Consider the following 21,882-nt stretch of genomic DNA (forward strand, 5'->3'; position numbering starts at 1 on the left):
GAAAGGGAGCATGAGAGAAACAGAAGATTTTAGGAGGTTAACTCAAATGGCAGCCGATCGATTCACCGGTCATAATGAAGAAGACAAACATGATGTATTAAAATCAACCCAAACCGTAATACATAAAGCTCTGGAAAAATTGGGGTATCCAGAAGAAGTGTATGAACTGCTGAAAGAGCCGCTCAGATTATTAACGGTTAAAATTCCTGTTCGGATGGATGACGGGTCTGTGAAAATATTTACAGGCTATCGTGCGCAGCACAATGATTCCGTAGGTCCGACAAAAGGCGGCATTCGTTTTCACCCAAATGTAACTGAAAAAGAGGTGAAAGCACTTTCCATCTGGATGAGTTTAAAATGCGGAATTATTGATCTTCCTTATGGCGGTGGTAAAGGCGGAATTGTTTGTGATCCGAGAAATATGTCATTCAGAGAGCTTGAAAGACTGAGCAGGGGATATGTCAGAGCGATCAGTCAGATTGTCGGACCGACTAAAGACGTCCCGGCGCCTGACGTATTTACAAACTCACAGATTATGGCTTGGATGATGGATGAATATTCAAGAATTGATGAATTTAACTCACCCGGCTTTATTACGGGAAAACCGCTTGTACTCGGCGGATCCCACGGCAGGGAATCAGCGACGGCAAAAGGCGTCACCATCTGCATAAAAGAAGCGGCCAAGAAAAAAGGTCTCGATATTCAGAACGCGCGCGTCGTCGTACAAGGTTTCGGAAACGCGGGCAGCTATCTGGCCAAGTTTATGCATGACGCCGGCGCGAAAGTTGTCGGAATTTCTGACGCGTACGGAGGCCTTTACGATCCGGACGGTCTTGATATTGATTATCTGCTTGACCGCAGAGACAGCTTCGGAACGGTGACGAAGCTTTTCAATGACACCATTACGAATCAGGAGCTGCTTGAGCTGGACTGTGATATACTTGTCCCGGCGGCGATCGAAAACCAAATTACAGAAGAGAACGCTGACCGCATCAAAGCGAAAATCGTTGTAGAAGCGGCAAACGGACCGACGACACTGGAAGGAACGAAAATCCTGACAGACAAAGGAACGCTGCTGGTTCCCGATGTTCTGGCGAGCGCCGGCGGTGTAACGGTTTCTTATTTTGAATGGGTTCAAAACAACCAAGGCTTCTACTGGAGTGAAGAAGAAGTCGAGGAAAAACTGGAAAATATGATGATAAAATCGTTTAATAATATTTATGAAATGTCCCAAAACCGCCGGATTGACATGAGGCTTGCGGCTTACATGGTCGGCGTGCGGAAAATGGCGGAGGCTTCGCGTTTCAGAGGCTGGATATAAACCAATCGTTTGCATAAACAAAAAAAATCTCCTATGATAATATAGGAGATTTTTTATATGAGTGGAAACTTATGATGGAAATGCCAATCGCAGGAGTTGAAGGACATGACAGAAGAAAAAGCAATTATAATAGGCGGAGGTCCTTGCGGATTATCGGCGGCTATACATCTGAAGCAAATTGGCGTGAACGCGCTTGTAATCGAAAAAGGGAATGTCGTAAACAGCATTTATAACTATCCGACCCACCAAACTTTTTTCAGTTCAAGTGAAAAATTGGAGATCGGCGATGTCGCCTTTATTACGGAAAACAGAAAACCGGTCCGAATACAGGCTCTCTCTTACTACAGAGAGGTTGTCAGAAGAAAAGAGCTGCGCGTAAACGCCTTTGAAACGGTGGAGCGCGTAACGAAACAGGAAGACGGCCGTTTTCTTGTAGAAACATCAAAAGACCGCTACCTCACTCCGTTTTGTATCATTGCGACAGGATATTATGATCATCCGAATTATATGAACATACCGGGTGAAGGGCTTCCTAAGGTATTTCATTACTTTAAAGAAGGCCATCCTTATTTTGATAAAGATGTTGCTGTGATCGGCGGGAAAAACTCAAGTGTGGACGCGGCTTTGGAACTGGTGAAGTCCGGTGCGCGCGTCACGGTGCTCTACAGAGGACATGAGTACTCCCCGAGCATCAAGCCGTGGATTCTGCCTGAGTTTGAGGCCCTCGTCAGAAACGGCACAATCCGGATGGAATTCGGCGCTTGTCTTGAAGAAGTGACGGAAGATGAAATCATTTTCCGCTCCGGCCGGAATGAGACGGTCCGGCTGAAAAACGATTTCGTATTTGCCATGACGGGATACCATCCCGATCACGGTTTCCTCGAAAAAATCGGTGTGCGGATTGATGCGGAATCAGGCCGGCCGTTTTTCCGGGAAGAAACGATGGAAACAAATGTTGACGGTGTTTTTATCGCCGGAGTCATTGCGGCTGGAAATAACGCCAACGAAATTTTTATCGAGAACGGCCGTTTTCACGGCGGCTTAATCGCAAACGAAATATCAAAACGGCTGGGTGCAGAGAGCATATGATCATTCATATGCTCTTTTTTAAAAAAATTGAAAGATGTAAAAATATGAACAACATGGTACGATAGATATAGGAATATAAAGGAAAGAGGTTGCCTGATGTTTGCAATCATCTCTGCAGGAATTGCTCCCGGCATTGCGCTGTTAAGCTATTTTTATTTAAAAGATCAGTATGACAATGAACCCGTACATATGGTGCTGAGGTCTTTTTTTCTCGGGGTTGTCCTTGTGTTTCCGACCATGTTTATCCAATATGTTCTTGAAAAAGAGCATGTGGGGGGAGGAAGCTTTTTCGTTTCGTTTTTGTCTTCGGGATTTCTGGAAGAATCGGTGAAATGGTTCGTTCTGATGATCAGTGTGTATCCGCATGCTCATTTTGATGAGCATTATGACGGAATCGTTTACGGGGCCAGTGTGTCTTTAGGATTTGCCACGCTTGAAAATATTCTGTATCTATTCGGCCACGGTGTTGAGCATGCTTTCATCAGGGCGCTTCTGCCGGTCTCCTGCCATGCGCTGATCGGAGTGATTATGGGATTTTATCTCGGAAAAGCCCGCTTTTCGCAGAAAAAAGCCCGTGTCAAATGGCTTGTGATTTCGCTGGCCGTGCCTTCATGTCTGCACGGTTCTTACGATTTTATTCTTACCGCCCTCAATCATTGGGTATATTATATGCTGCCGTTTATGCTGTTTTTATGGTGGTTCGGGCTGCGAAAGGCAAAAAAAGCACGCTCCGTCAATATGATCCAAGTGTGAAGAAACCGCGCGTCGCGTGCGGTTTCTTTTTTTATGCATTGACGAGGGATAAGAAGGAAACGTGCATAAAAATAACCTCGTGACAGACAATACGGGTACACTTTAAATTTTGCAGTAGGAGGCTTGAAGAGATGAAGTGCAAAGGAGCCTTTATGGCATGTCTCATTCTATTTTCTTTCGCCGCCGCTTTCTTCGATCATCATGAAACGGTTCATGCGTTTTCAAATCAAGTGATTCAAAGAGGCGCGACAGGTGATGATGTTATAGAATTGCAGGCCCGTCTTCAATATAACGGATTTTATAACGGGAAAATCGATGGTGTTTACGGCTGGACCACATACTGGGCCGTGAGAAATTTTCAGGAGAAATTCGGCATGAAGCCGGTTGACGGCCTCGTCGGCGCGAAAACCAAACAGGTGCTGATTTCTAAATCAAAATATTACCGTGAATATGTAATGGAGCAGATCCAAAAAGGGAATACGTTCACTCATTATGGCAACGTCCCATTGAAAAACCAAACAAAACCGAGAGCCGGAACGCAGAAGCCGGCGGGAACGAATAAGCCTGTTCAAAAGCCGCAAAACAATACAGGCGGTCAGTCAAATCAAAAGCAAAATACGACAGCGGCCAATATGCCTGGCGGTTTCTCAAACAACGACATCAATCTTCTGGCACAGGCTGTGTACGGGGAAGCGCGCGGTGAGCCGTTTGAAGGACAGGTTGCCATCGCCGCGGTTATTTTAAACCGTATTAAAAGCCCGTTATTTCCGAATACGGTGGCCGGCGTCATTTTCGAACCGCTCGCGTTTACCGCCGTTGCCGACGGCCAAATATATATGCAGCCGAATGAAAGAGCAAAAGAAGCGGTTCTTGATGCGATCAACGGCTGGGATCCTTCTGAAAACGCGATTTATTATTTCAATCCTGATACGGCGACAAGTAAATGGATTTGGGGACGTCCACAGATTAAAAGAATCGGAAAGCACATTTTCTGTGAGTAAAAGTACGCAAAATGAGGTGTTAACATGATTAGAGGAATCATTATCGCTGTTCTCGGTGTCGCGATCGCCGCAACCGGATACTGGGGATATAAAGAGCATCAGGAAAAAGATGCGGTCCTTCTGCACGCGGAAAATAATTATCAGAGGGCTTTTCATGAATTGACGTACCATGTAGATCAGCTTCACGACAAAATCGGGACGACGCTTGCGATGAACAGTAAAAAATCTCTGTCTCCGGCGCTCATTGATGTATGGAGAATAACATCTGAAGCTCATAACAATGTGAGCCAGCTGCCCTTGACTCTCATGCCTTTTAATAAGACGGAGGAGTTTTTATCCAACATAGGAGATTTCAGCTATAAAACATCCGTCCGGGATTTAGACCAAAAACCGCTTGATAAGAAAGAATATACAACACTGAACAGCCTGTACAAACAGGCGGAGAACATTCAAAACCAGCTCCGCAGCGTTCAGCATCTCGTCATGAGCAAAAATTTACGGTGGATGGATGTTGAGATGGCGCTCGCCTCTGACAAAAAACAAAGCGATAATACGATCGTCGACAGCTTTAAAACAGTCGAAAAAAATGTAGGCGCTTTTTCTGAAGACAGCATCAGCCCCACGTTTACAAGCGCAAATACAGAACGAAAAGGTTTTACGCATCTGAAAGGAAAACAAATTACGGAGAAAGAAGCGGTCAAAATCGCGCAACGGTTTGCGCCTGATCATAATTATTCAATTAAAGTGGTCAAAAGCGGCAGGAAGACGAATCGGGACGTATACAGCATCCGCATGAAAGACGCCGACAACAAGTCTTTTATCTATATGGATATTACCCAAAAAGGCGGACATCCGGTCTATTTGATTCAAAAACGGGCCGTGAAGAAACAAAAGATCAGCCTCAATGAAGCATCTAACCGGGCCGTCGCGTTTTTAAAGAAAAATGGATATGAAACAAAAGGCCTCGAAATTGATGAAAGCGCGCAATATAATAACATCGGCGTCTTTTCTTTTATCCCCGTGGAGAAAAATGTCCGCATTTATCCGGAAGCCATCCGAATGAAAGTGGCGCTGGATGATGGTGAAGTCGTCGGTTTTTCCGCGCGTGATTACCTGGCGGCGCACCGCACGAGAACGATTCCGGCTCCCGCTTTGTCAGCTGATGAAGCGAAAGCGAAGCTGAATAAAAATGTTGAAGTGCGGGAGACCCGGCAGGCGCTGATCACGAATGAGCTCGGTCAGGAAGTGCTTTGCTACGAAATGCTCGGGACGATCGGGAAAGACACATATCAAATGTTCATTAATGCGGACGACGGAAAAGAGGAAAAAATAGAAAAGTTAAAAAGTGCAGAACCTATATATAAAGACCTATAAAAATAAAGGAGGAAAGGACTAAAAGTCTTTTCCTTTTTTTCGTTACATGCTTTAATAAAAGCATAAATAATGAAAGAGTGAAGGCCCATGATAGCTGTCGGAGATTATATTTGGATTGAATACATAGAGAACAATGAGCCCAAAAAAGCGAGGAGCAAAGCAGTAAGCGTTGAAAACGGCGAACTGCACATCTCATATCCCGTCGATCTGGATTCGGGACGGACGGTCTTTTTGCATAAAGGATTGGAAATAACAGCGGAATTTATGGGGAATGGCCACGTGCCGTATCAATTTAAAAGCATAATCAAAGGAAAGAAAAAAGACCCCATCCCGATGATCGGATTGGACATCCCCCCTCAGGAGGAAATGAAGCGGATTCAAAGACGCCGATACGTCCGTGCAGACGCAGTATTGGATGTATCCGTCAAAATGGAAGCGAAAAAAACCGCTTTCCAAACGGTTTCCTCTAATATCAGCGCCGGCGGAATCGCTGTTGTGATGCCTGAGCATATTTCCGCGGAACCAGGTGAAAAGCTGTATGTCTCATTTTCTCTTCCCGGCAAGGAAAATACAGCCGATATTACGGCCGAGGCTGTTACCCAGCGGATTTTTTATGATGAAAAGGCGGATAAACAAAAAATGACGCTTGAATTTGCAGAAATCGATCCCGCATCGCAGCAGCTTTTACTCCAATATTGTATGCGCGCGCAGCTGCAGCAGAGAAGAAACAGTCTGTCGGAATAAACAGCAGCGCACTTTTCCATACTAATCCTAATGGAGGTGCGCGTGTATGAAAACGTTTGAACGTCTGCTGGTCAAATTGGTCTGCATTCAGCTTATCATTTTGGGCGCGGTGCAATTTTTGCTTCATTATCAGCCTATTGAACCTTATATTTCGAAAGCTGTGAAATATGAGGGAGTTGATAAAATGGAGAAAAAAGAATGGATTGAAACGGTAAAGCGGTAAATCAGCTCAATTTTTTCGCCCCTTTTCCGGCAGTTCATGATACAATCCATAGAGGAGTAAAGAGCAAGGAGAGAGATTATGGACAAGAAATTATCAATTGCGATCGACGGGCCGGCCGCTGCCGGAAAAAGCACCGTTGCTAAAATAGTGGCTGAGAAAAAATCATATGTGTACATTGATACAGGAGCGATGTATCGTGCCATTACATATACGGCGCTCAAGCAGAATGCCGATTTAACTGATGAAGCGGCGCTTACAGAGCTGCTGAAGCGTACGGAAATTGAGCTTGTATCCGTTCCGGAAGGACAAATCGTTCTGGTAAACGGAGAAGATGTGACAGAAGAAATCCGTAAAGACGAAGTCAGCAACCAAGTATCAATCGCCGCCAAGCATAAAGGCGTCAGAGAAGAAATGGTCAAAAGACAGCAGCAGCTCGGACAAAAAGGCGGTGTCGTCATGGACGGCCGTGATATCGGTACTCACGTGCTGCCTGATGCCGAAGTGAAAATTTTTCTGCTCGCGTCCGTAGAGGAAAGAGCGAAGCGCCGATATGAAGAGAATAAGAAAAAAGGCTATGACGTGAATTACGAGACGCTCATTGAAGAAATTGCCAGACGCGACAAGCTCGATTCAGAGAGGGAAGTTTCCCCGCTGCGCAAAGCGGAAGACGCGATTGAAATCGATACGACGTCACTCAGCATTGCCGAAGTCGCAGGAAAAATTCTGGAGATCGTCGAACAGAAATCACGTTAACTTCGGGCGGAGTGCTTTATAATTTTTTTCGAAAGACAAGATGTTATTGCTTGACAAACCAGTCCATTTATTAGAAGTTAATACTAATAAAACTTTTTATTGATCATTCAAAATCTTTTTTGGATGATTCTTTAATACATATTCGGCTGAAAAGCGGACATTCACATGTTCAGCTTTCAAACCGTATTAATTAAGCTGTGTAGGTTTGGACCAAGGAGGTTATTCAAATGACAGAGGAAATGAATCAAATTGATGTTCAAGTGCCAGAGGTTGGAGATGTAGTAAAAGGGATTGTGACAAAGGTAGAGGACAAGCATGTAGATGTCGAAATTGTCAATGTCAAACAGTCCGGAATCATTCCAATCAGTGAATTATCAAGTCTTCATGTAGAGAAAGCATCGGATGTCGTAAAAGTTGACGACGAGCTTGACCTGAAAGTAACAAAAGTGGAAGACGATGCTTTGATTTTATCTAAACGTGCCGTTGATGCTGACCGCGCTTGGGAAGACCTTGAAAAAAAATTCGACACAAAAGAAGTGTTTGAAGCTGAAGTGAAAGATGTGGTGAAAGGCGGTCTCGTCGTTGATATCGGCGTTCGCGGCTTCATTCCCGCATCACTTGTCGAAGCTCATTTCGTCGAGGATTTCACTGACTATAAAGGGAAAACCCTCTCTCTTATCGTCGTTGAACTCGACCGTGATAAAAACCGGGTGATTCTGTCACACCGGGCTGTAGTGGAAAAAGAACAGACAGCCAAAAAGCATGATTTTCTCCAAACGCTTGAGGTTGGAAGCGTGCTTGAAGGAAAAGTGCAGCGTCTGACTGATTTCGGCGCATTTGTCGACATCGGCGGAATTGACGGGCTTGTTCATATTTCGCAGCTGTCTCATTCACACGTCGAAAAACCGTCTGACGTGGTGGAAGAAGGTCAGGACGTAAAAGTGAAAGTACTGTCCGTAGACCGCGATAACGAACGTATTTCTTTATCTATTAAAGAAACGCTGCCGGGACCTTGGAGCCAGATCGGCGAAAAGGTAAAACAGGGAGATGTGCTTGAAGGAAAAGTGCAGCGCCTTGTAAGCTTTGGCGCCTTCGTTGAAATTCTTCCGGGCGTGGAAGGACTTGTGCACATTTCGCAAATTTCCAATAAACATATCGGAACGCCGCATGAAGTGCTTGAAGAAGGACAGACTGTTAAAGTGAAAGTGCTTGACGTGAACGAAAGCGAAGAGCGCATTTCCTTAAGCATGCGTGAGCTTGAAGAAGCGCCGAAAGCCGATCAGGAGGACTTCCGCCAATACCAGGCGAAAGAAGAGCCGAGCACCGGCTTCCAGCTTGGCGATTTAATCGGAGACAAGCTTAATAAATTAAAATAAATTGGTGATAAAACGTGACACGAGCAGAACGAAAAAGAGAACATATAAATCATGCGCTGTCTACCGGCCAAAACCGGGAAACGGGGCTTGATGATATTACGTTTGTTCATGTCAGCCTACCGAACCTAGCATTGGAAAAAGTGGATATATCAACGAAAATCGGCGGACTCACAAGCAGTTCGCCGATTTTTATCAATGCGATGACAGGCGGCGGCGGACAGCTTACATACGAAATTAACAGATCGCTGGCAAGAGCCGCGCGCAAAGCCGGCATGCCGCTGGCTGTCGGTTCGCAAATGTCAGCTTTAAAAGATCCCTCCGAACGGTGTTCTTACGAGATCGTCAGAAAAGAGAATCCGGATGGGCTGATATTTGCCAATTTAGGCAGCGAGGCGGATGCCGAGCAGGCGAAAAGGGCAGTTGATATGATTCAAGCAGATGCCCTCCAGATTCATTTAAATGTGATTCAGGAGATCGTCATGCCAGAGGGTGACAGAAGCTTTACTGGCGCTCTCGGCCGTATTGAGCGGATTGCGGCGGAAGCGGGAGTGCCCGTTTTTGTCAAAGAAGTCGGCTTCGGAATGAGCAGGGAATCGGCACGGCAGTTATTTGATGCTGGCGCAGCAGCAGTTGATGCCGGCGGATACGGCGGTACAAATTTCTCTAAGATCGAAAATATGCGCAGAGAGAAGGCGCTTCAATTTTTTAATACGTGGGGAATTTCCACTGCCGCAAGCTTAGCGGAAATCCACTCGCTCTCCGCTGATCAATCAATTATCGCATCCGGCGGGCTGCAAAGCGCCCTGGATGTCGCCAAATCGATTGCCCTCGGCGCTTCCGGCGCGGGAATGGCGGGCACTTTCCTGAAAGCTCTCACCTCTAAAGGAGAAGAGGGCCTGTTTGACGAGATGACGGCGCTTTTACAAGAGCTGAAAATGATTATGACCGCCCTCGGATGCCAATCGGTTTCCCAATTGCAAAAGGCGCCTTTGGTCATAAAAGGTGACACACATCACTGGCTTTCTGAACGGGGGATTGACACGTCCCGTTTCAGCAGACGTTAAAAGGCATGCGAACCCGCATGCCTTTTTCTGTTTTTTACGATTTTCTTTTTCGGAATTCCCCGTTTTGCTCAAGGCTTGTCGCTCCTTTATGGTGAATCGAATCATCGCGATCAGATTCCACCCGGCGGGAGGCTTTCAGTTTTTTCTCCTGTCTGTCTTTTCCCATCCTTATCCGCTCCTTTCAGGCATAATTGGTTTAAAAAATGCGTTCCCGCTCCATACTGATCAGAGGAGGAGCGATTATGGAACCGTTTTATTATTACTGGTCAATGTGGTTTTTATGGATACTTGCGACTTTTATTTTTGCCAAAACGAAAAGCCGTTTTTACGTATCAGTCTTTATTTTGACTAATATGATGGCAAGCATACATCAGATTACGGCTTATTTTACGCTGAATGCGGCATATGTCATGTTTTTTGCTGCGGCATTTGTTTATGCGGGGAGCCTCGGCATGCATAAACGGCTCCGTAATATTGTGATTCATCTGACGGCGGCTGCGGCGTACGGCTTTATTTTTCTTTTTGCATTATATGACCCTGTTTGGTTTATCATAAAACCTGAATGGGCGGCGGTTATACTGCTTACCGTTATTACGCTTTCCGTTGAGGGGCGGTTCCCTGAGAGGCTTTGTCTTTTTGTTCTCGGCATGTGCCAGGGGGAGCTATTGTATGCTGCGGTCATCCGCAACATTGCGGGTGCAGCAGCCGTCGGTGATTATAAATGGCTTTCAGGCTGTTCGGCGGGAGTGATTCTTCTCGTCGGGCTGACTACATATGAACAGCTTGCGGCGCGCATCAGCCAAAAAAGCAAAAAGCAGGGCAAAGGAGCGACAAAAATGTCTTGAAAACAGACGGAGACTGTTACATGAATGCGAAACATTTTGAAGAATACATTGTGATCTCAGTGAAAACTGATATAATAAATGAGTTAAGCCCTTCTGTTTGAAGGGTTCTTTTCATAGCGAAGATGATTTTTAATAACCGGTTGAACAATTTTTTGTGAAAATGTAAGCGGCTGGATTGAAAGGAAGGGTACTATGGGTAAACCTGTCGTAGCCATTGTCGGAAGACCGAATGTGGGAAAATCCACAATCTTTAACCGGATTGCGGGTGAAAGAATTTCAATAGTAGAAGATACCCCCGGAGTGACGCGGGACCGGATATACAGTTCGGCGGAATGGCTGAATTATGATTTTAACCTGATTGATACGGGCGGAATTGATATCGGAGACGAACCGTTTCTGACACAGATCCGCCAGCAGGCTGAAATCGCCATGGACGAGGCTGATGTGATCATCTTTATGGTGAACGGCCGTGAAGGTGTGACGTCTGCGGATGAAGAAGTGGCAAAAATACTGTACCGGACGAAAAAACCGGTCGTATTAGCCGTAAATAAATTAGATAATACCGAAATGAGAGCGAACATCTATGACTTTTATGCGCTCGGCTTTGGAGAACCGTATCCGATTTCGGGCACACACGGTTTAGGATTGGGAGATTTGCTCGATGCTTGTGCCGAGCATTTTAAAAACATTCCGGAGACGAAGTACAGTGATGATGTCGTTCAATTCTGCCTGATCGGCCGCCCGAATGTCGGAAAATCATCCCTTGTCAATGCGATGCTCGGCGAAGAGCGGGTTATCGTGAGCAACGTAGCCGGAACGACTAGAGACGCTGTGGATACGGCGTTCACCTACAATCAGCAGGAATTTGTAATCGTTGACACGGCGGGAATGAGAAAAAAGGGTAAAGTATATGAAACAACAGAAAAATACAGTGTGCTTCGGGCGTTAAAAGCCATTGACCGCTCAGACGTCGTCGGCGTTGTGCTGAATGCAGAAGAAGGCATCCTTGAGCAGGACAAGCGGATCGCCGGATACGCCCATGAAGCCGGGAAAGCCGTCGTCATTATCGTAAACAAATGGGATGCCGTTGATAAGGACGAGCGCACGATGAAAGAATTTGAACAGAATATTCGGGAGCATTTCCAATTTCTCGATTATGCGCCGGTGCTGTTTATGTCGGCACTGACGACAAAGCGGATTCATACACTCATGCCTGCGATTATTAAAGCGAGTGAAAACCACTCTCTCCGCGTGCAGACAAATGTCTTAAATGATGTCATCATGGATGCGGTCGCCATGAATCCGACTCCGACGCACAACGGCTCCCGTCTGAAAATTTACTATGCGACTCAAGTCGCTGTTAAGCCGCCGAGCTTCGTTGTTTTTGTCAACGATCCGGAACTGATGCATTTTTCTTATGAACGCTTTTTAGAAAACCGAATCCGGGACGCTTTCGGATTTGAAGGTACGCCAATTAAAATATTTGCAAGAGCAAGAAAATAAAAAGGTGTGATACAGAGATGAAAAAAGTGGCAATGCTTGGAGCGGGAAGCTGGGGCACTGCACTTTCTTTAGTGCTGGCTGATAACGGACATCAAGTCATGATGTGGGGACACCGTGCCGAATTGATCGATCAAATCAACGAACTGCATGAAAACAAAGATTACCTGCCGGGGGTGGAGCTATCAAGTTCTATCATCGGTACAGCTGATTTAAGCGAGGCTTTAAAAGGAGCTGACTTCATCATTGTGGCAGTTCCGACAAAAGCCATTCGGGAAGTGCTGAAAAAGGCTCTGCCGTACATCCCGAAACAATCGATTTTTGTTCATGTCAGCAAGGGAATTGAGCCGGATTCGCTTCTCCGCATTTCAGAATTAATGGAAGAGGAGCTGCCTGAGGAGTACAGAAAAGACATCGTCGTGCTTTCAGGGCCGAGCCACGCTGAGGAAGTCGGATTAAGACACCCGACGACTGTTACATCATCTTCAAAAAATATCAAGGCTGCAGAAGCGGTTCAGGATTTATTTATGAACCAGCATTTCCGCGTCTATACCAATCCGGATATGATCGGTGTTGAAATAGGGGGAGCGTTAAAGAATATCATCGCTCTTGCAGCGGGGATTACAGACGGATTGGGATACGGAGATAATGCAAAAGCGGCCTTAATCACCCGAGGTCTTGCTGAAATCGCCAGACTCGGCACAAAGATGGGCGGAAATCCGCTCACCTTTTCCGGCCTGACCGGCGTAGGCGATTTAATCGTGACGTGTACAAGCGTTCATTCTCGAAACTGGCGCGCCGGCAACCTGCTCGGCAAAGGATACAAGCTGGAAGCTGTCCTGGATAAGATGGGGATGGTTGTTGAAGGCGTGCGGACGACGAAAGCTGCGTATCAGCTGTCTCAAAAATACCAAGTGAAAATGCCGATCACAGAGGCGCTTCACCAAGTATTATTTAACGGGCAGAAGGTAGAAACGGCCGTAGAATCCTTAATGGCCAGAGTGAAAACCCATGAGATGGAAGACTTGGTCAACACATTCGAAAACCGGGTGAAGTGACAATAACATGCCGTCAGCATATTCTGAAGTGACGAAAGTCCAAAACGCAGAACTCTCCGGCTGAAATCGCTTAAAACATTTGCTGATTTAGGCAGAAGAGGATGCAGACGTATGCATCTGCGCATACTATAGCATCGAAGTCCAAGAGAGTGTATCTCAGACGTACAGGTGAATATAGTCAACTTGACTGAAGCAAAGTCCCCCTCTTTGCTTCAGTTTTTTTGTTTTTTCAATAGATGGAAAACCTGTTGATCTTTTCAACATTTGTATATTAAAATGAAATATAACGCTTACAATGATGGGACGGGGGGCACGAACGTGAGTGTGGCATTGATGAAAATGTGGTTTGCGCTTGGTGCTATGGGATTAATGTTTGTTGCGGTGGCCTCTATTTATGTCAGCAGATACAAAGTGAAAAACAAACTGATAAAAGCAGCAGTTTCTTCACTCGCTTATGCCTGCATGGTCATCTCGGGATTGATCGTGTTAATGGTCGTTTTCAGCGGGCCTGTCAATGAATAAAGCAAAAAGGGGGCGCGGAATGCATAAGTTAAAAATGGCCGTCATAACGGCAATGGCGGTGCTTCTGCTGTCCGGCTGTCTGTACCCTGAAGCGGAAAAAACTGAAAATAAAGTATCTTACAAACATCAGCTTCAGCAGGTGCAAGCGGCAGTGGATGAATTTAAAAAGGCGAACGGCGGACTTCTGCCGATTCAGACAAAAGATATGAAAACACCGCTCTATCAAAAATATCCGATAGATTTTAAGCGGCTCGCGCCCAGATACATAGAGGAGCCGCCGGCCTCAGCTTATGAAAGCGGAGGAATGTACCAATACGTGCTTGTCGATGTGGAAAATAAGCCGACCGTCAAGCTGGTCGATCTCCAAATGGCGGAAGCAATCCGCGACATGAAGCTGCGTGTCAAAATGTATCAGGAAAAGCATACATATCCTCCCTATGAGGACGCCGTTTCAAAAGGGCTGTTCACTTTAAATAAAAAAAAGCTCGGCATGAAAGACTCTCCTTCAGTCAAAAGTCCGGTTTCAGGCACGTCTCTGCCGCTTTTAATCGGCGCTGACGGAGAAATCTATGCCGACTATCGCGTCGATCTCGCCCGCTGCCTGAAGGAAAACAAAAAGAAAATCAAACCGGGCGCGGAAATTCAAGATATTTTATGGAAAGAGACTCCTTTCGTCCCGGCCTTTTCAGTCACATACACCGTAAATGAAAAACAGGAACCCGTTTTTTTAGAAAGTCAAACGAAACAGGAATGAACCTTTTTCCCGCGCATACAAATAGGGAGAAAGGTTTTTTTGATTTTGATAGAAAAGACTGCCTGAAAATTTTTTAAAGATGTCATATTGAAATAGGACAACGTCATACACATATAGTGTCCTGTATTTGATTGGAGAATGGTGAATGAAAAATGATAAGGATAGGAAGTCCGGGAGGGGATCACTTGGAAAAGGTCGATATTTTCAAGGATATCGCTGAACGAACAGGGGGCGATATATACTTAGGAGTCGTTGGCGCTGTCCGTACAGGGAAATCTACATTCATTAAAAAATTTATGGAGCTCGTGGTGCTCCCGAATATCAGCAATGAGGCCGACCGAGCGCGGGCGCAGGATGAGCTTCCGCAAAGCGCAGCAGGAAAGACGATAATGACCACAGAACCAAAATTTGTCCCGAATCAAGCCATGTCCGTTCATGTCGCGGAAGGACTTGATGTCAACATCCGTCTTGTGGATTGTGTGGGATATACGGTTCCCGGGGCGAAGGGATATGAGGATGAAAACGGCCCGAGAATGATCAATACACCTTGGTACGAAGAACCGATTCCCTTTCATGAGGCAGCGGAAATCGGCACGAGAAAAGTCATCCAGGAACACTCCACAATCGGGGTCGTCATTACGACAGACGGCTCAATCGGCGATATTGCGCGGGGCGATTACGTGGAAGCGGAAGAAAGAGTCATCGACGAGCTGAAGGAAGTCGGCAAACCGTTTATTATGGTCATCAACTCGGTAAAACCGTACCACCCGGAAACAGAAGCGCTCAGAGCTGAATTAAGCGCGAAATATGATATTCCCGTCCTCGCCATGAGTGTTGAAAGCATGCGGGAAACAGATGTGTTAAGCGTCCTCAGAGAAGCGCTTTACGAGTTCCCTGTGCTGGAAGTCAATGTCAACCTTCCGAGCTGGGTCATGGTGCTGAAAGAAAATCACTGGCTCAGAGAGAGCTATCAGGAATCAGTGAAAGAAACCGTAAAAGATATTAAACGCCTGCGCGATGTCGACCGGGTTGTCGGCCACTTCAGTGAATTTGAGTTTATTGAAAGCGCCGGTCTGGCCGGAATCGAACTTGGCCAGGGTGTCGCAGAAATTGATTTGTATGCGCCGGATCATTTATATGACCAGATTTTAAAAGAAGTGGTCGGCGTTGAAATCCGCGGGAAAGACCACCTGCTTGAATTAATGCAGGACTTCGCCCACGCGAAAAAAGAATATGATCAGGTATCAGATGCGCTGAAAATGGTGAAACAGACCGGCTACGGCATTGCCGCCCCGGCCTTAACCGATATGAGCCTTGATGAACCGGAAATCATCAGACAAGGATCAAGGTTCGGAGTAAGGCTCAAAGCGGTCGCTCCGTCCATTCATATGATCAAAGTGGATGTGGAAAGTGAATTCGCGCCGATCATCGGGACGGAAAAACAAAGTGAAGAACTTGTCCGCTACTTAATGCAGGACTTTGAAGATGATCCGCTTTCTATCTGGAACTCCGATATTTTCGGCAGATCATTGAGCTCTATCGTAAGAGAAGGAATCTCCGCAAAACTGTCACTCATGCCGGAAAATGCGAGATATAAACTGAAAGAAACGCTGGAGAGAATTATTAACGAAGGCTCAGGCGGCCTGATCGCCATTATTTTGTAAGCTGAAGGACCTCTTCCTGAAACGGGGGGTCTTTTTTTATTCTTTTTAGATACTGGAAATCAATCAAGGATTAGGAGGAAAAAAGCAAAAAAAGGAATATTTGTTCGGTAAAACACGTGAAAACCTTGACGAGCAAGGGATTGAGGCTTTAAAATGCTTGATATGGCTTTTTATATGTGTTACTCTACATACAGAAAATCTTCACTTTGTTGGACAAACATTCCTCAAAGTGTCTGTTTTCTTTTGAAAAGCCGTTTACTTGTCTGTTCTTCCCTGCTTTGATTTTTTATCAGACAGGTTTAGAATCAGGCTGAACTGTGAAGAAATGATAATAAACTGCTGATTTGATACCCTTTTGGGAGGAGGTGAAAGGCATGAACAAGACAGAACTAATCAATGCGGTTGCTGAAGCAAGCGAATTGTCTAAAAAAGACGCTACAAAAGCAGTTGATTCTGTTTTTGATACGATTTTAGATGCACTTAAAAACGGTGATAAAATCCAACTGATCGGTTTCGGTAACTTTGAGGTGCGCGAGCGCTCTGCACGTAAAGGACGTAACCCGCAAACAGGTGAAGAAATCGAAATCCCTGCAAGCAAGGTACCTGCTTTCAAACCAGGTAAAGCTCTTAAAGACGCTGTTGCAGGAAAATAATTGTGAATATAGATCGTGTATGCATCTGATACATACACTTTGTTTCTTCACAGAAAAGCCCCTTGATAAAGGGGCTTTTCATATTTAAGCAGCCTCGGTCACCGGGCAGGACTTTCGTTTTGCTTTTGGCGCGGCAAATGTGCTAGAATCGAAATTAAATGTATTCAATGGTGGAGGACACAGACAATGAAAGAAGTTAATAAAGAACAGATTGAACAGGCGGTTCGCCAGATTTTAGAGGCGATTGGAGAAGACCCGGACCGGGAAGGGCTTTTAGATACGCCGAAACGCGTGGCAAAAATGTACGCGGAAGTATTCTCGGGATTAAATGAAGACCCGAAAGAACACTTTAAAACCGTTTTCGGAGAAGACCATGAGGAGCTTGTTCTTGTAAAAGATATCGCGTTTCATTCCATGTGTGAACATCACCTTGTTCCTTTTTACGGAAAAGCGCATATTGCCTACATTCCGCGCGGCGGCAAAGTGACGGGCCTGAGTAAATTGGCGCGGGCGGTGGAAGCCGTCTCAAAACGCCCGCAGCTACAGGAGCGCATCACTTCAACGATTGCAGAAAGCATCGTAGAGACCTTAGATCCCCACGGCGTCATGGTTGTCGTCGAAGCTGAGCATATGTGCATGACGATGAGGGGCGTAAGAAAGCCGGGTGCAAAAACAGTGACTTCCGCTGTAAGAGGTATTTTTAAAGATGACGCAGCGGCGCGTTCCGAAGTGTTAGAACATATTAAACGTGCGGATTAATAATGATAGAGGGTGCAGATATGAATTCAAAGCATTCAAGTGATTTTGTCGTCATTAAAGCGGTCGAGGACGGCGTGAACGTCATCGGTTTAACGAGAGGAACGGATACGAAATTTCACCATTCCGAAAAACTGGACAAAGGCGAAGTGATTATCGCTCAGTTTACTGAGCATACCTCTGCCATCAAAGTGAGAGGCAACGCCCTCATCCAGACCGCTTACGGAGAAATGAACAGCGAAAAAAAATAAGCCGGCTGTTTCCCGCTTTTGCCAAATGCCCGCAAACGGCGGGAGAATACAGCCAATTTCTTTTTTTTATGCTATAATGATACCTGCGTATAATAATGACGAGTAAATCTCATACATATTAGAATAAATGTGAATTTGGGGACAAGGGTGATATTTTTGCAAGACATCTACGGAACTTTAGCGAATCTAAATACGAAATTAAAACAAAAGCTGTCTCATCCTTATTTAGCGAAACATATTTCCGCGCCTAAAATCGATGAGGATAAGCTTCTTCTTTTTCACGCTTTGTTTGAAGAGGCGGACATTAAGAACAACGACAGAGAAAATTACATAGTAACTGCGATGCTTGTCCAAAGCGCCCTTGATACCCACGATGAAGTGACAACAGCCAGAGCGTTAAAGCGAGACGAAAATAAAAACCGGCAGCTCACCGTGCTTGCCGGCGACTATTTCAGCGGACTGTATTATTCGCTTTTATCTGAAATGAAGGATATCTATATGATTCGGACGCTCGCTACGGCAATTAAAGAAATCAATGAGCATAAAATCCGTCTGTACGATCGGTCTGTCAATGACTTGAATCAATTGATCGAAAGCATGGCGATTGTGGAAGCGGCCCTGTTTCACAGAGTGTCAGACCACTTTAATCTTCCGCGCTGGAAAGAGCTGGCGAGTGATTTTTTTGTATATAAGCGGCTGATGAATGGCAATGCTATATTTCTCGATGTCATCGGCAATATTGTAAAGTCAGGGAAATCAAAGGCTGACATAATGGAAGATAGCTTCCGAAAGGCAAAGCAAAGCATTGAAACGCTGCTGCCGCTCAATTCACCAATCCAAAACCTAATGCTGAACCGGCTTAAAGCGATCAGCCAGGACAAAACATATCATCAGAAAGTGGAAGAAGGGTAATCAACATGCAGGAGTCAAAAGAACAGCGCGTACACGGCGTGTTTGAAAAAATCTATAAAAATTATGACCAAATGAACTCTGTTATCAGTTTTCAGCAGCATAAAAAATGGCGCGATAAAACGATGCAGATCATGAATGTAAAAGAAGGCGCAAAAGCGCTTGATGTCTGCTGCGGGACGGCTGACTGGACGATTGCCCTCGCAGAAGCTGCCGGAAAAAGCGGCGAAATCAAAGGACTGGATTTCAGCAAAAATATGCTGAGCATCGGTGAGAAAAAAGTGAAAGAGGGCGGTTACAGCCAAATTGAGCTTTTGCACGGAAATGCGATGGAGCTTCCTTTCGCTGATGATTCTTTTGATTTTGTCACCATCGGCTTCGGGCTGCGGAACGTTCCCGACTATCTGACCGTGCTGAAAGAAATGCGGCGGGTCGTCAAACCGGGCGGGCAGGTCGTATGTCTGGAAACATCCCAGCCGGAAATGTTCGGATTTAGACAGGCATATTTTCTTTATTTTAAATACATCATGCCTTTCTTCGGAAAAATGTTTGCGAAGAGCTATAAAGAATATTCTTGGCTTCAAGAATCGGCAAGAGAATTTCCCGGTATGAAAGAACTTGCGCGTCTGTTTGAAGAAGCGGGCCTGACGAATGTCAAATACCATTCGTTTACCGGCGGAGTGGCCGCTACGCATATCGGTTGGAAATGATGAATATACAGATGTTTGGGTGAATGATATGAAATTTAAAATGGCCTATTCTTTTTTAAATGACGATATTGATGTGATCGAAAGGGAGCTTGAGCAAACGGTGCGGTCAGACTATCCTTTGCTGAGTGAAGCCGGGCTCCACCTGCTCCAGGCGGGCGGCAAGCGGATCCGCCCTGTTTTCGTATTGCTTTCCGGCATGTTCGGCGACTATGACATTAATAAAATAAAATATGTTGCGGTGACGCTGGAAATGATTCATATGGCGTCCCTCGTGCATGACGACGTCATTGATGACGCCGAGCTGCGGAGGGGAAAACCGACCATCAAAGCCAAGTGGGACAACCGCATCGCCATGTATACCGGTGATTATATGCTTGCGGGCTCACTTGAGATGATGACGAGATTGGATGAGCCGAAAGCCCACCGAATCCTGTCCAAAACCATCGTAGAAGTATGCCTCGGAGAAATTGAACAGATCAGAGATAAATACAATATGGAACAAAACCTCAGAACCTATTTGCGCCGCATCAAACGGAAAACGGCTCTTCTCATTGCCGTCAGCTGCCAGCTCGGCGCCATCGCTTCGGGAGCTGATGAGAAGATTCACAAAGCATTATATTGGTTCGGTTATTACGTGGGCATGTCCTATCAGATTATTGACGACATTCTTGATTTCACTTCAACGGAAGAGGAACTGGGAAAACCGGTCGGAGGGGATCTGCTGCAAGGAAATGTCACTCTGCCCGTTTTGTACGCGCTCCGTCAGCCTGAATTGAAAAATCAGCTGAAATTAATTAACAGTGAAACAACACAGGAGCAGCTCGCCCCCATTATTGAAAATATTAAACGCACAGACGCGATTGAAAAATCAATGGCCGTCAGTGACAGGTACTTAAAAAAAGCGTTTGAAAAACTGAATACACTGCCGAGAGGACGTGCGCGCTCATCATTGGCCGCCATCGCCAAATATATCGGCAAACGGAAATTTTAAATTCCTTTTTACGAACAAGATGTGAACATTCTCCGCCCTGGATTGATTAATTGTCAGAAAGATGTTACGATTTCGGTGTGCAACTTGAAAGCCTATACATAATGATGGGGTGGAGAATCTTATGGAAAAAACTTTTATCATGGTAAAACCGGACGGCGTACAGCGCCAGCTGATCGGAGAGATTTTATCCAGATTTGAGCGTAAGGGCTTACAATTGGCAGGAGCCAAGCTAATGCAAGTTTCAGAACAGATGGCTGAAAACCATTATGCTGAACATAAAGGGAAGCCGTTTTTCGGCGAGCTTGTGGAATTCATTACATCAGGACCCGTATTTGCAATGGTATGGGAAGGGGAAAATGTAGTAGAGATCACAAGACAGCTGATCGGAAAAACGAACCCGAAAGATGCACTGCCGGGCACAATCCGCGGTGACTACGGCATGTTTGTCGGCAAAAATATCATTCACGGTTCAGACTCCTTAGAAAGCGCTGAGCGGGAAATTCACATTTTCTTTAAACAGGAAGAGCTTGTACCGTATCAAAAATTAATGGCCGACTGGGTGTACTAAACCGTCAGCCTTTCTTTTTCTCGTATTATGAAAAGGTTTACATCATTTATGAAAGACAGAGGCTGCGCTGCCCTGTCTTTTCGTTTCTCACAAATCAGCCCGCGGGCTGATTTTTTTATTGAAATCGTACAATTTCGACAGAAAACAGGCTATACTAGGACAAAAGACAGCGAGATTGGGAGAGAAGCAATGGAGCCTTACGACATTTTTATCACCAAGTGGAAACAAATAACCGGCGTTGATTTATCTTTATACAAAGAAGCACAGATGAAAAGGCGGCTGACGTCCCTTTATGAAAAGAAGGGGTTCAGAGATTTTCAGGAATTTGCCGCCGCTTTGGAAAAGGACAAGCTTTTATTAAACGAAACATTGGACAGAATGACGATCAATGTTTCTGAATTTTACCGAAATTATAAACGGTGGGAAGTTCTTGAAACCTCAATTCTTCCGTTAATAAAGCATAAAAAACCGTTAAAAATATGGAGTGCGGCCTGTTCAACGGGAGAGGAGCCCTATACTTTGGCTATGATTCTCAATCAGCAGACGGGACTGGCCGGATTTGATATATTGGCGACAGATATTGATGAAAAGGCGTTAAGCAAAGCCAAGCGGGGCATCTATCAGGAACGCTCGCTGCAAGAGGTGCCGGCTTCCGTGAAAAGCCGTTATTTCACTAAGCAGGCTGACAGCAGTTATCAAGTAAAACAAGAGATTCAGAAAAACATCCGGTTTAAGCGGCACAACCTGCTTGCCGACAGCTATGAACAGGATTTTGATCTGATCGTCTGCCGCAACGTCTTTATTTATTTTACTGAAAAAGCAAAAGAAGAGCTGTATGTAAAAATGGCGGGCAGTCTGAAAAAGAACGGAATTCTGTTTGTAGGCAGTACAGAACAAATTTTCAGCCCGGAAAAATTCGGCCTTGAGAGCACTGATACATTTTTTTATCAAAAAAGATAGAAGACATTTAATGAAAACTTGTGGTATAGTTTTACTTAAAAGC

At 45.3% G+C, this 21,882-nt stretch carries 25 protein-coding genes; 24 read left to right on the forward strand and 1 reads right to left on the reverse strand.

The window, feature by feature from the left end; all coding sequences use genetic code 11:
- The first annotated feature begins 46 nt into the window (after positions 1 to 46).
- The 10 genes from gudB (at position 47) to fni (ending at position 9,698) form a co-directional block, all read left to right on the forward strand.
- A complete protein-coding gene (gudB, locus tag AC3WTF_RS02365; RefSeq protein ID WP_003153413.1) occupies positions 47 to 1,321 on the forward strand; it encodes an NAD-specific glutamate dehydrogenase in 1,275 nt (424 codons plus the stop codon).
- 105 nt (positions 1,322 to 1,426) lie between these two features.
- The gene (locus tag AC3WTF_RS02370) at positions 1,427 to 2,410 is read left to right on the forward strand and encodes a YpdA family putative bacillithiol disulfide reductase (RefSeq protein ID WP_012117874.1); all 984 of its coding nucleotides are present in this window, start codon (positions 1,427 to 1,429) and stop codon (positions 2,408 to 2,410) included.
- A gap of 96 nt (positions 2,411 to 2,506) precedes the next feature.
- Positions 2,507 to 3,163, forward strand: a complete 657-nt coding sequence (prsW, locus tag AC3WTF_RS02375) for a glutamic-type intramembrane protease PrsW (protein WP_003153415.1) — start codon at positions 2,507 to 2,509, stop codon at positions 3,161 to 3,163.
- Positions 3,164 to 3,294: 131 nt separating this feature from the next.
- Positions 3,295 to 4,164 (forward strand): spore cortex-lytic enzyme, encoded by an 870-nt coding sequence (gene sleB / locus AC3WTF_RS02380; protein WP_020956006.1) that lies wholly within the window; start codon positions 3,295 to 3,297, stop codon positions 4,162 to 4,164.
- A gap of 24 nt (positions 4,165 to 4,188) precedes the next feature.
- The gene (gene ypeB / locus AC3WTF_RS02385) at positions 4,189 to 5,538 is read left to right on the forward strand and encodes a germination protein YpeB (RefSeq protein ID WP_007612264.1); all 1,350 of its coding nucleotides are present in this window, start codon (positions 4,189 to 4,191) and stop codon (positions 5,536 to 5,538) included.
- A gap of 87 nt (positions 5,539 to 5,625) precedes the next feature.
- The gene (locus AC3WTF_RS02390) at positions 5,626 to 6,282 is read left to right on the forward strand and encodes a flagellar brake protein (protein ID WP_007409449.1); all 657 of its coding nucleotides are present in this window, start codon (positions 5,626 to 5,628) and stop codon (positions 6,280 to 6,282) included.
- Positions 6,283 to 6,328: 46 nt separating this feature from the next.
- Positions 6,329 to 6,505: a YpfB family protein gene (locus AC3WTF_RS02395; protein WP_003153420.1), complete on the forward strand. Its 177-nt coding sequence runs from the start codon at positions 6,329 to 6,331 to the stop codon at positions 6,503 to 6,505.
- Positions 6,506 to 6,583: 78 nt separating this feature from the next.
- Positions 6,584 to 7,258: a (d)CMP kinase gene (gene cmk / locus AC3WTF_RS02400; protein WP_007409450.1), complete on the forward strand. Its 675-nt coding sequence runs from the start codon at positions 6,584 to 6,586 to the stop codon at positions 7,256 to 7,258.
- A gap of 227 nt (positions 7,259 to 7,485) precedes the next feature.
- Positions 7,486 to 8,634 carry a 30S ribosomal protein S1 gene (gene rpsA, locus AC3WTF_RS02405; protein ID WP_003153426.1) on the forward strand — a complete coding sequence of 383 codons (1,149 nt, stop codon included), beginning with the start codon at positions 7,486 to 7,488 and terminating at the stop codon, positions 8,632 to 8,634.
- Positions 8,635 to 8,648: 14 nt separating this feature from the next.
- On the forward strand, positions 8,649 to 9,698 hold the full coding sequence (gene fni, locus AC3WTF_RS02410) for a type 2 isopentenyl-diphosphate Delta-isomerase (protein WP_020956005.1): 1,050 nt from the start codon (positions 8,649 to 8,651) through the stop codon (positions 9,696 to 9,698).
- A 34-nt stretch (positions 9,699 to 9,732) separates the two neighbouring features.
- Here the strand turns inward: fni and AC3WTF_RS02415 are convergent, their stop codons facing one another.
- Positions 9,733 to 9,864: a YpzI family protein gene (locus AC3WTF_RS02415; protein WP_003153429.1), complete on the reverse strand. Its 132-nt coding sequence runs from the start codon at positions 9,862 to 9,864 to the stop codon at positions 9,733 to 9,735.
- 76 nt (positions 9,865 to 9,940) lie between these two features.
- Here AC3WTF_RS02415 and AC3WTF_RS02420 point away from each other — a divergent pair, with 76 nt between their 5' ends.
- From AC3WTF_RS02420 to AC3WTF_RS02485, 14 genes are all read left to right on the forward strand, one after another.
- Positions 9,941 to 10,543 (forward strand): YphA family membrane protein, encoded by a 603-nt coding sequence (locus AC3WTF_RS02420; protein WP_012117870.1) that lies wholly within the window; start codon positions 9,941 to 9,943, stop codon positions 10,541 to 10,543.
- Positions 10,544 to 10,735: 192 nt separating this feature from the next.
- Positions 10,736 to 12,046 carry a ribosome biogenesis GTPase Der gene (der, locus tag AC3WTF_RS02425; protein WP_003153433.1) on the forward strand — a complete coding sequence of 437 codons (1,311 nt, stop codon included), beginning with the start codon at positions 10,736 to 10,738 and terminating at the stop codon, positions 12,044 to 12,046.
- Positions 12,047 to 12,063: 17 nt separating this feature from the next.
- Complete coding sequence (locus AC3WTF_RS02430) at positions 12,064 to 13,101, forward strand: NAD(P)H-dependent glycerol-3-phosphate dehydrogenase (RefSeq protein ID WP_003153434.1); 1,038 nt, start codon at positions 12,064 to 12,066, stop codon at positions 13,099 to 13,101.
- A 318-nt stretch (positions 13,102 to 13,419) separates the two neighbouring features.
- Positions 13,420 to 13,623 carry a DUF2768 domain-containing protein gene (locus tag AC3WTF_RS02435; protein WP_003153435.1) on the forward strand — a complete coding sequence of 68 codons (204 nt, stop codon included), beginning with the start codon at positions 13,420 to 13,422 and terminating at the stop codon, positions 13,621 to 13,623.
- Between the two features lie 19 nt (positions 13,624 to 13,642).
- On the forward strand, positions 13,643 to 14,377 hold the full coding sequence (locus tag AC3WTF_RS02440; protein WP_007409453.1) for a YphF family lipoprotein: 735 nt from the start codon (positions 13,643 to 13,645) through the stop codon (positions 14,375 to 14,377).
- Positions 14,378 to 14,562: 185 nt separating this feature from the next.
- Positions 14,563 to 16,041: a stage IV sporulation protein A gene (gene spoIVA / locus AC3WTF_RS02445; protein ID WP_003153438.1), complete on the forward strand. Its 1,479-nt coding sequence runs from the start codon at positions 14,563 to 14,565 to the stop codon at positions 16,039 to 16,041.
- Between the two features lie 374 nt (positions 16,042 to 16,415).
- The gene (gene hbs, locus AC3WTF_RS02450) at positions 16,416 to 16,694 is read left to right on the forward strand and encodes a non-specific DNA-binding protein Hbs (protein WP_003153447.1); all 279 of its coding nucleotides are present in this window, start codon (positions 16,416 to 16,418) and stop codon (positions 16,692 to 16,694) included.
- Positions 16,695 to 16,880: 186 nt separating this feature from the next.
- The gene (gene folE / locus AC3WTF_RS02455; RefSeq protein ID WP_003153448.1) at positions 16,881 to 17,453 is read left to right on the forward strand and encodes a GTP cyclohydrolase I FolE; all 573 of its coding nucleotides are present in this window, start codon (positions 16,881 to 16,883) and stop codon (positions 17,451 to 17,453) included.
- A 20-nt stretch (positions 17,454 to 17,473) separates the two neighbouring features.
- Positions 17,474 to 17,701, forward strand: a complete 228-nt coding sequence (mtrB, locus tag AC3WTF_RS02460) for a trp RNA-binding attenuation protein MtrB (RefSeq protein WP_003153449.1) — start codon at positions 17,474 to 17,476, stop codon at positions 17,699 to 17,701.
- Positions 17,702 to 17,857: 156 nt separating this feature from the next.
- The gene (hepS, locus tag AC3WTF_RS02465; protein WP_007409455.1) at positions 17,858 to 18,613 is read left to right on the forward strand and encodes a heptaprenyl diphosphate synthase component 1; all 756 of its coding nucleotides are present in this window, start codon (positions 17,858 to 17,860) and stop codon (positions 18,611 to 18,613) included.
- A 5-nt stretch (positions 18,614 to 18,618) separates the two neighbouring features.
- Entirely contained in the window at positions 18,619 to 19,320 is a 702-nt protein-coding gene (gene menG / locus AC3WTF_RS02470; RefSeq protein WP_003153453.1) for a demethylmenaquinone methyltransferase, read from the forward strand.
- 28 nt (positions 19,321 to 19,348) lie between these two features.
- Positions 19,349 to 20,311 (forward strand): heptaprenyl diphosphate synthase component II, encoded by a 963-nt coding sequence (hepT, locus tag AC3WTF_RS02475; RefSeq protein WP_003153454.1) that lies wholly within the window; start codon positions 19,349 to 19,351, stop codon positions 20,309 to 20,311.
- A 121-nt stretch (positions 20,312 to 20,432) separates the two neighbouring features.
- The gene (gene ndk, locus AC3WTF_RS02480; RefSeq protein WP_007409456.1) at positions 20,433 to 20,879 is read left to right on the forward strand and encodes a nucleoside-diphosphate kinase; all 447 of its coding nucleotides are present in this window, start codon (positions 20,433 to 20,435) and stop codon (positions 20,877 to 20,879) included.
- Between the two features lie 189 nt (positions 20,880 to 21,068).
- Complete coding sequence (locus AC3WTF_RS02485; RefSeq protein WP_007409457.1) at positions 21,069 to 21,839, forward strand: protein-glutamate O-methyltransferase; 771 nt, start codon at positions 21,069 to 21,071, stop codon at positions 21,837 to 21,839.
- The last annotated feature ends 43 nt before the right edge of the window (positions 21,840 to 21,882 follow it).

This window comes from Bacillus sp. EB106-06-01-XG163, assembly GCF_058791615.1.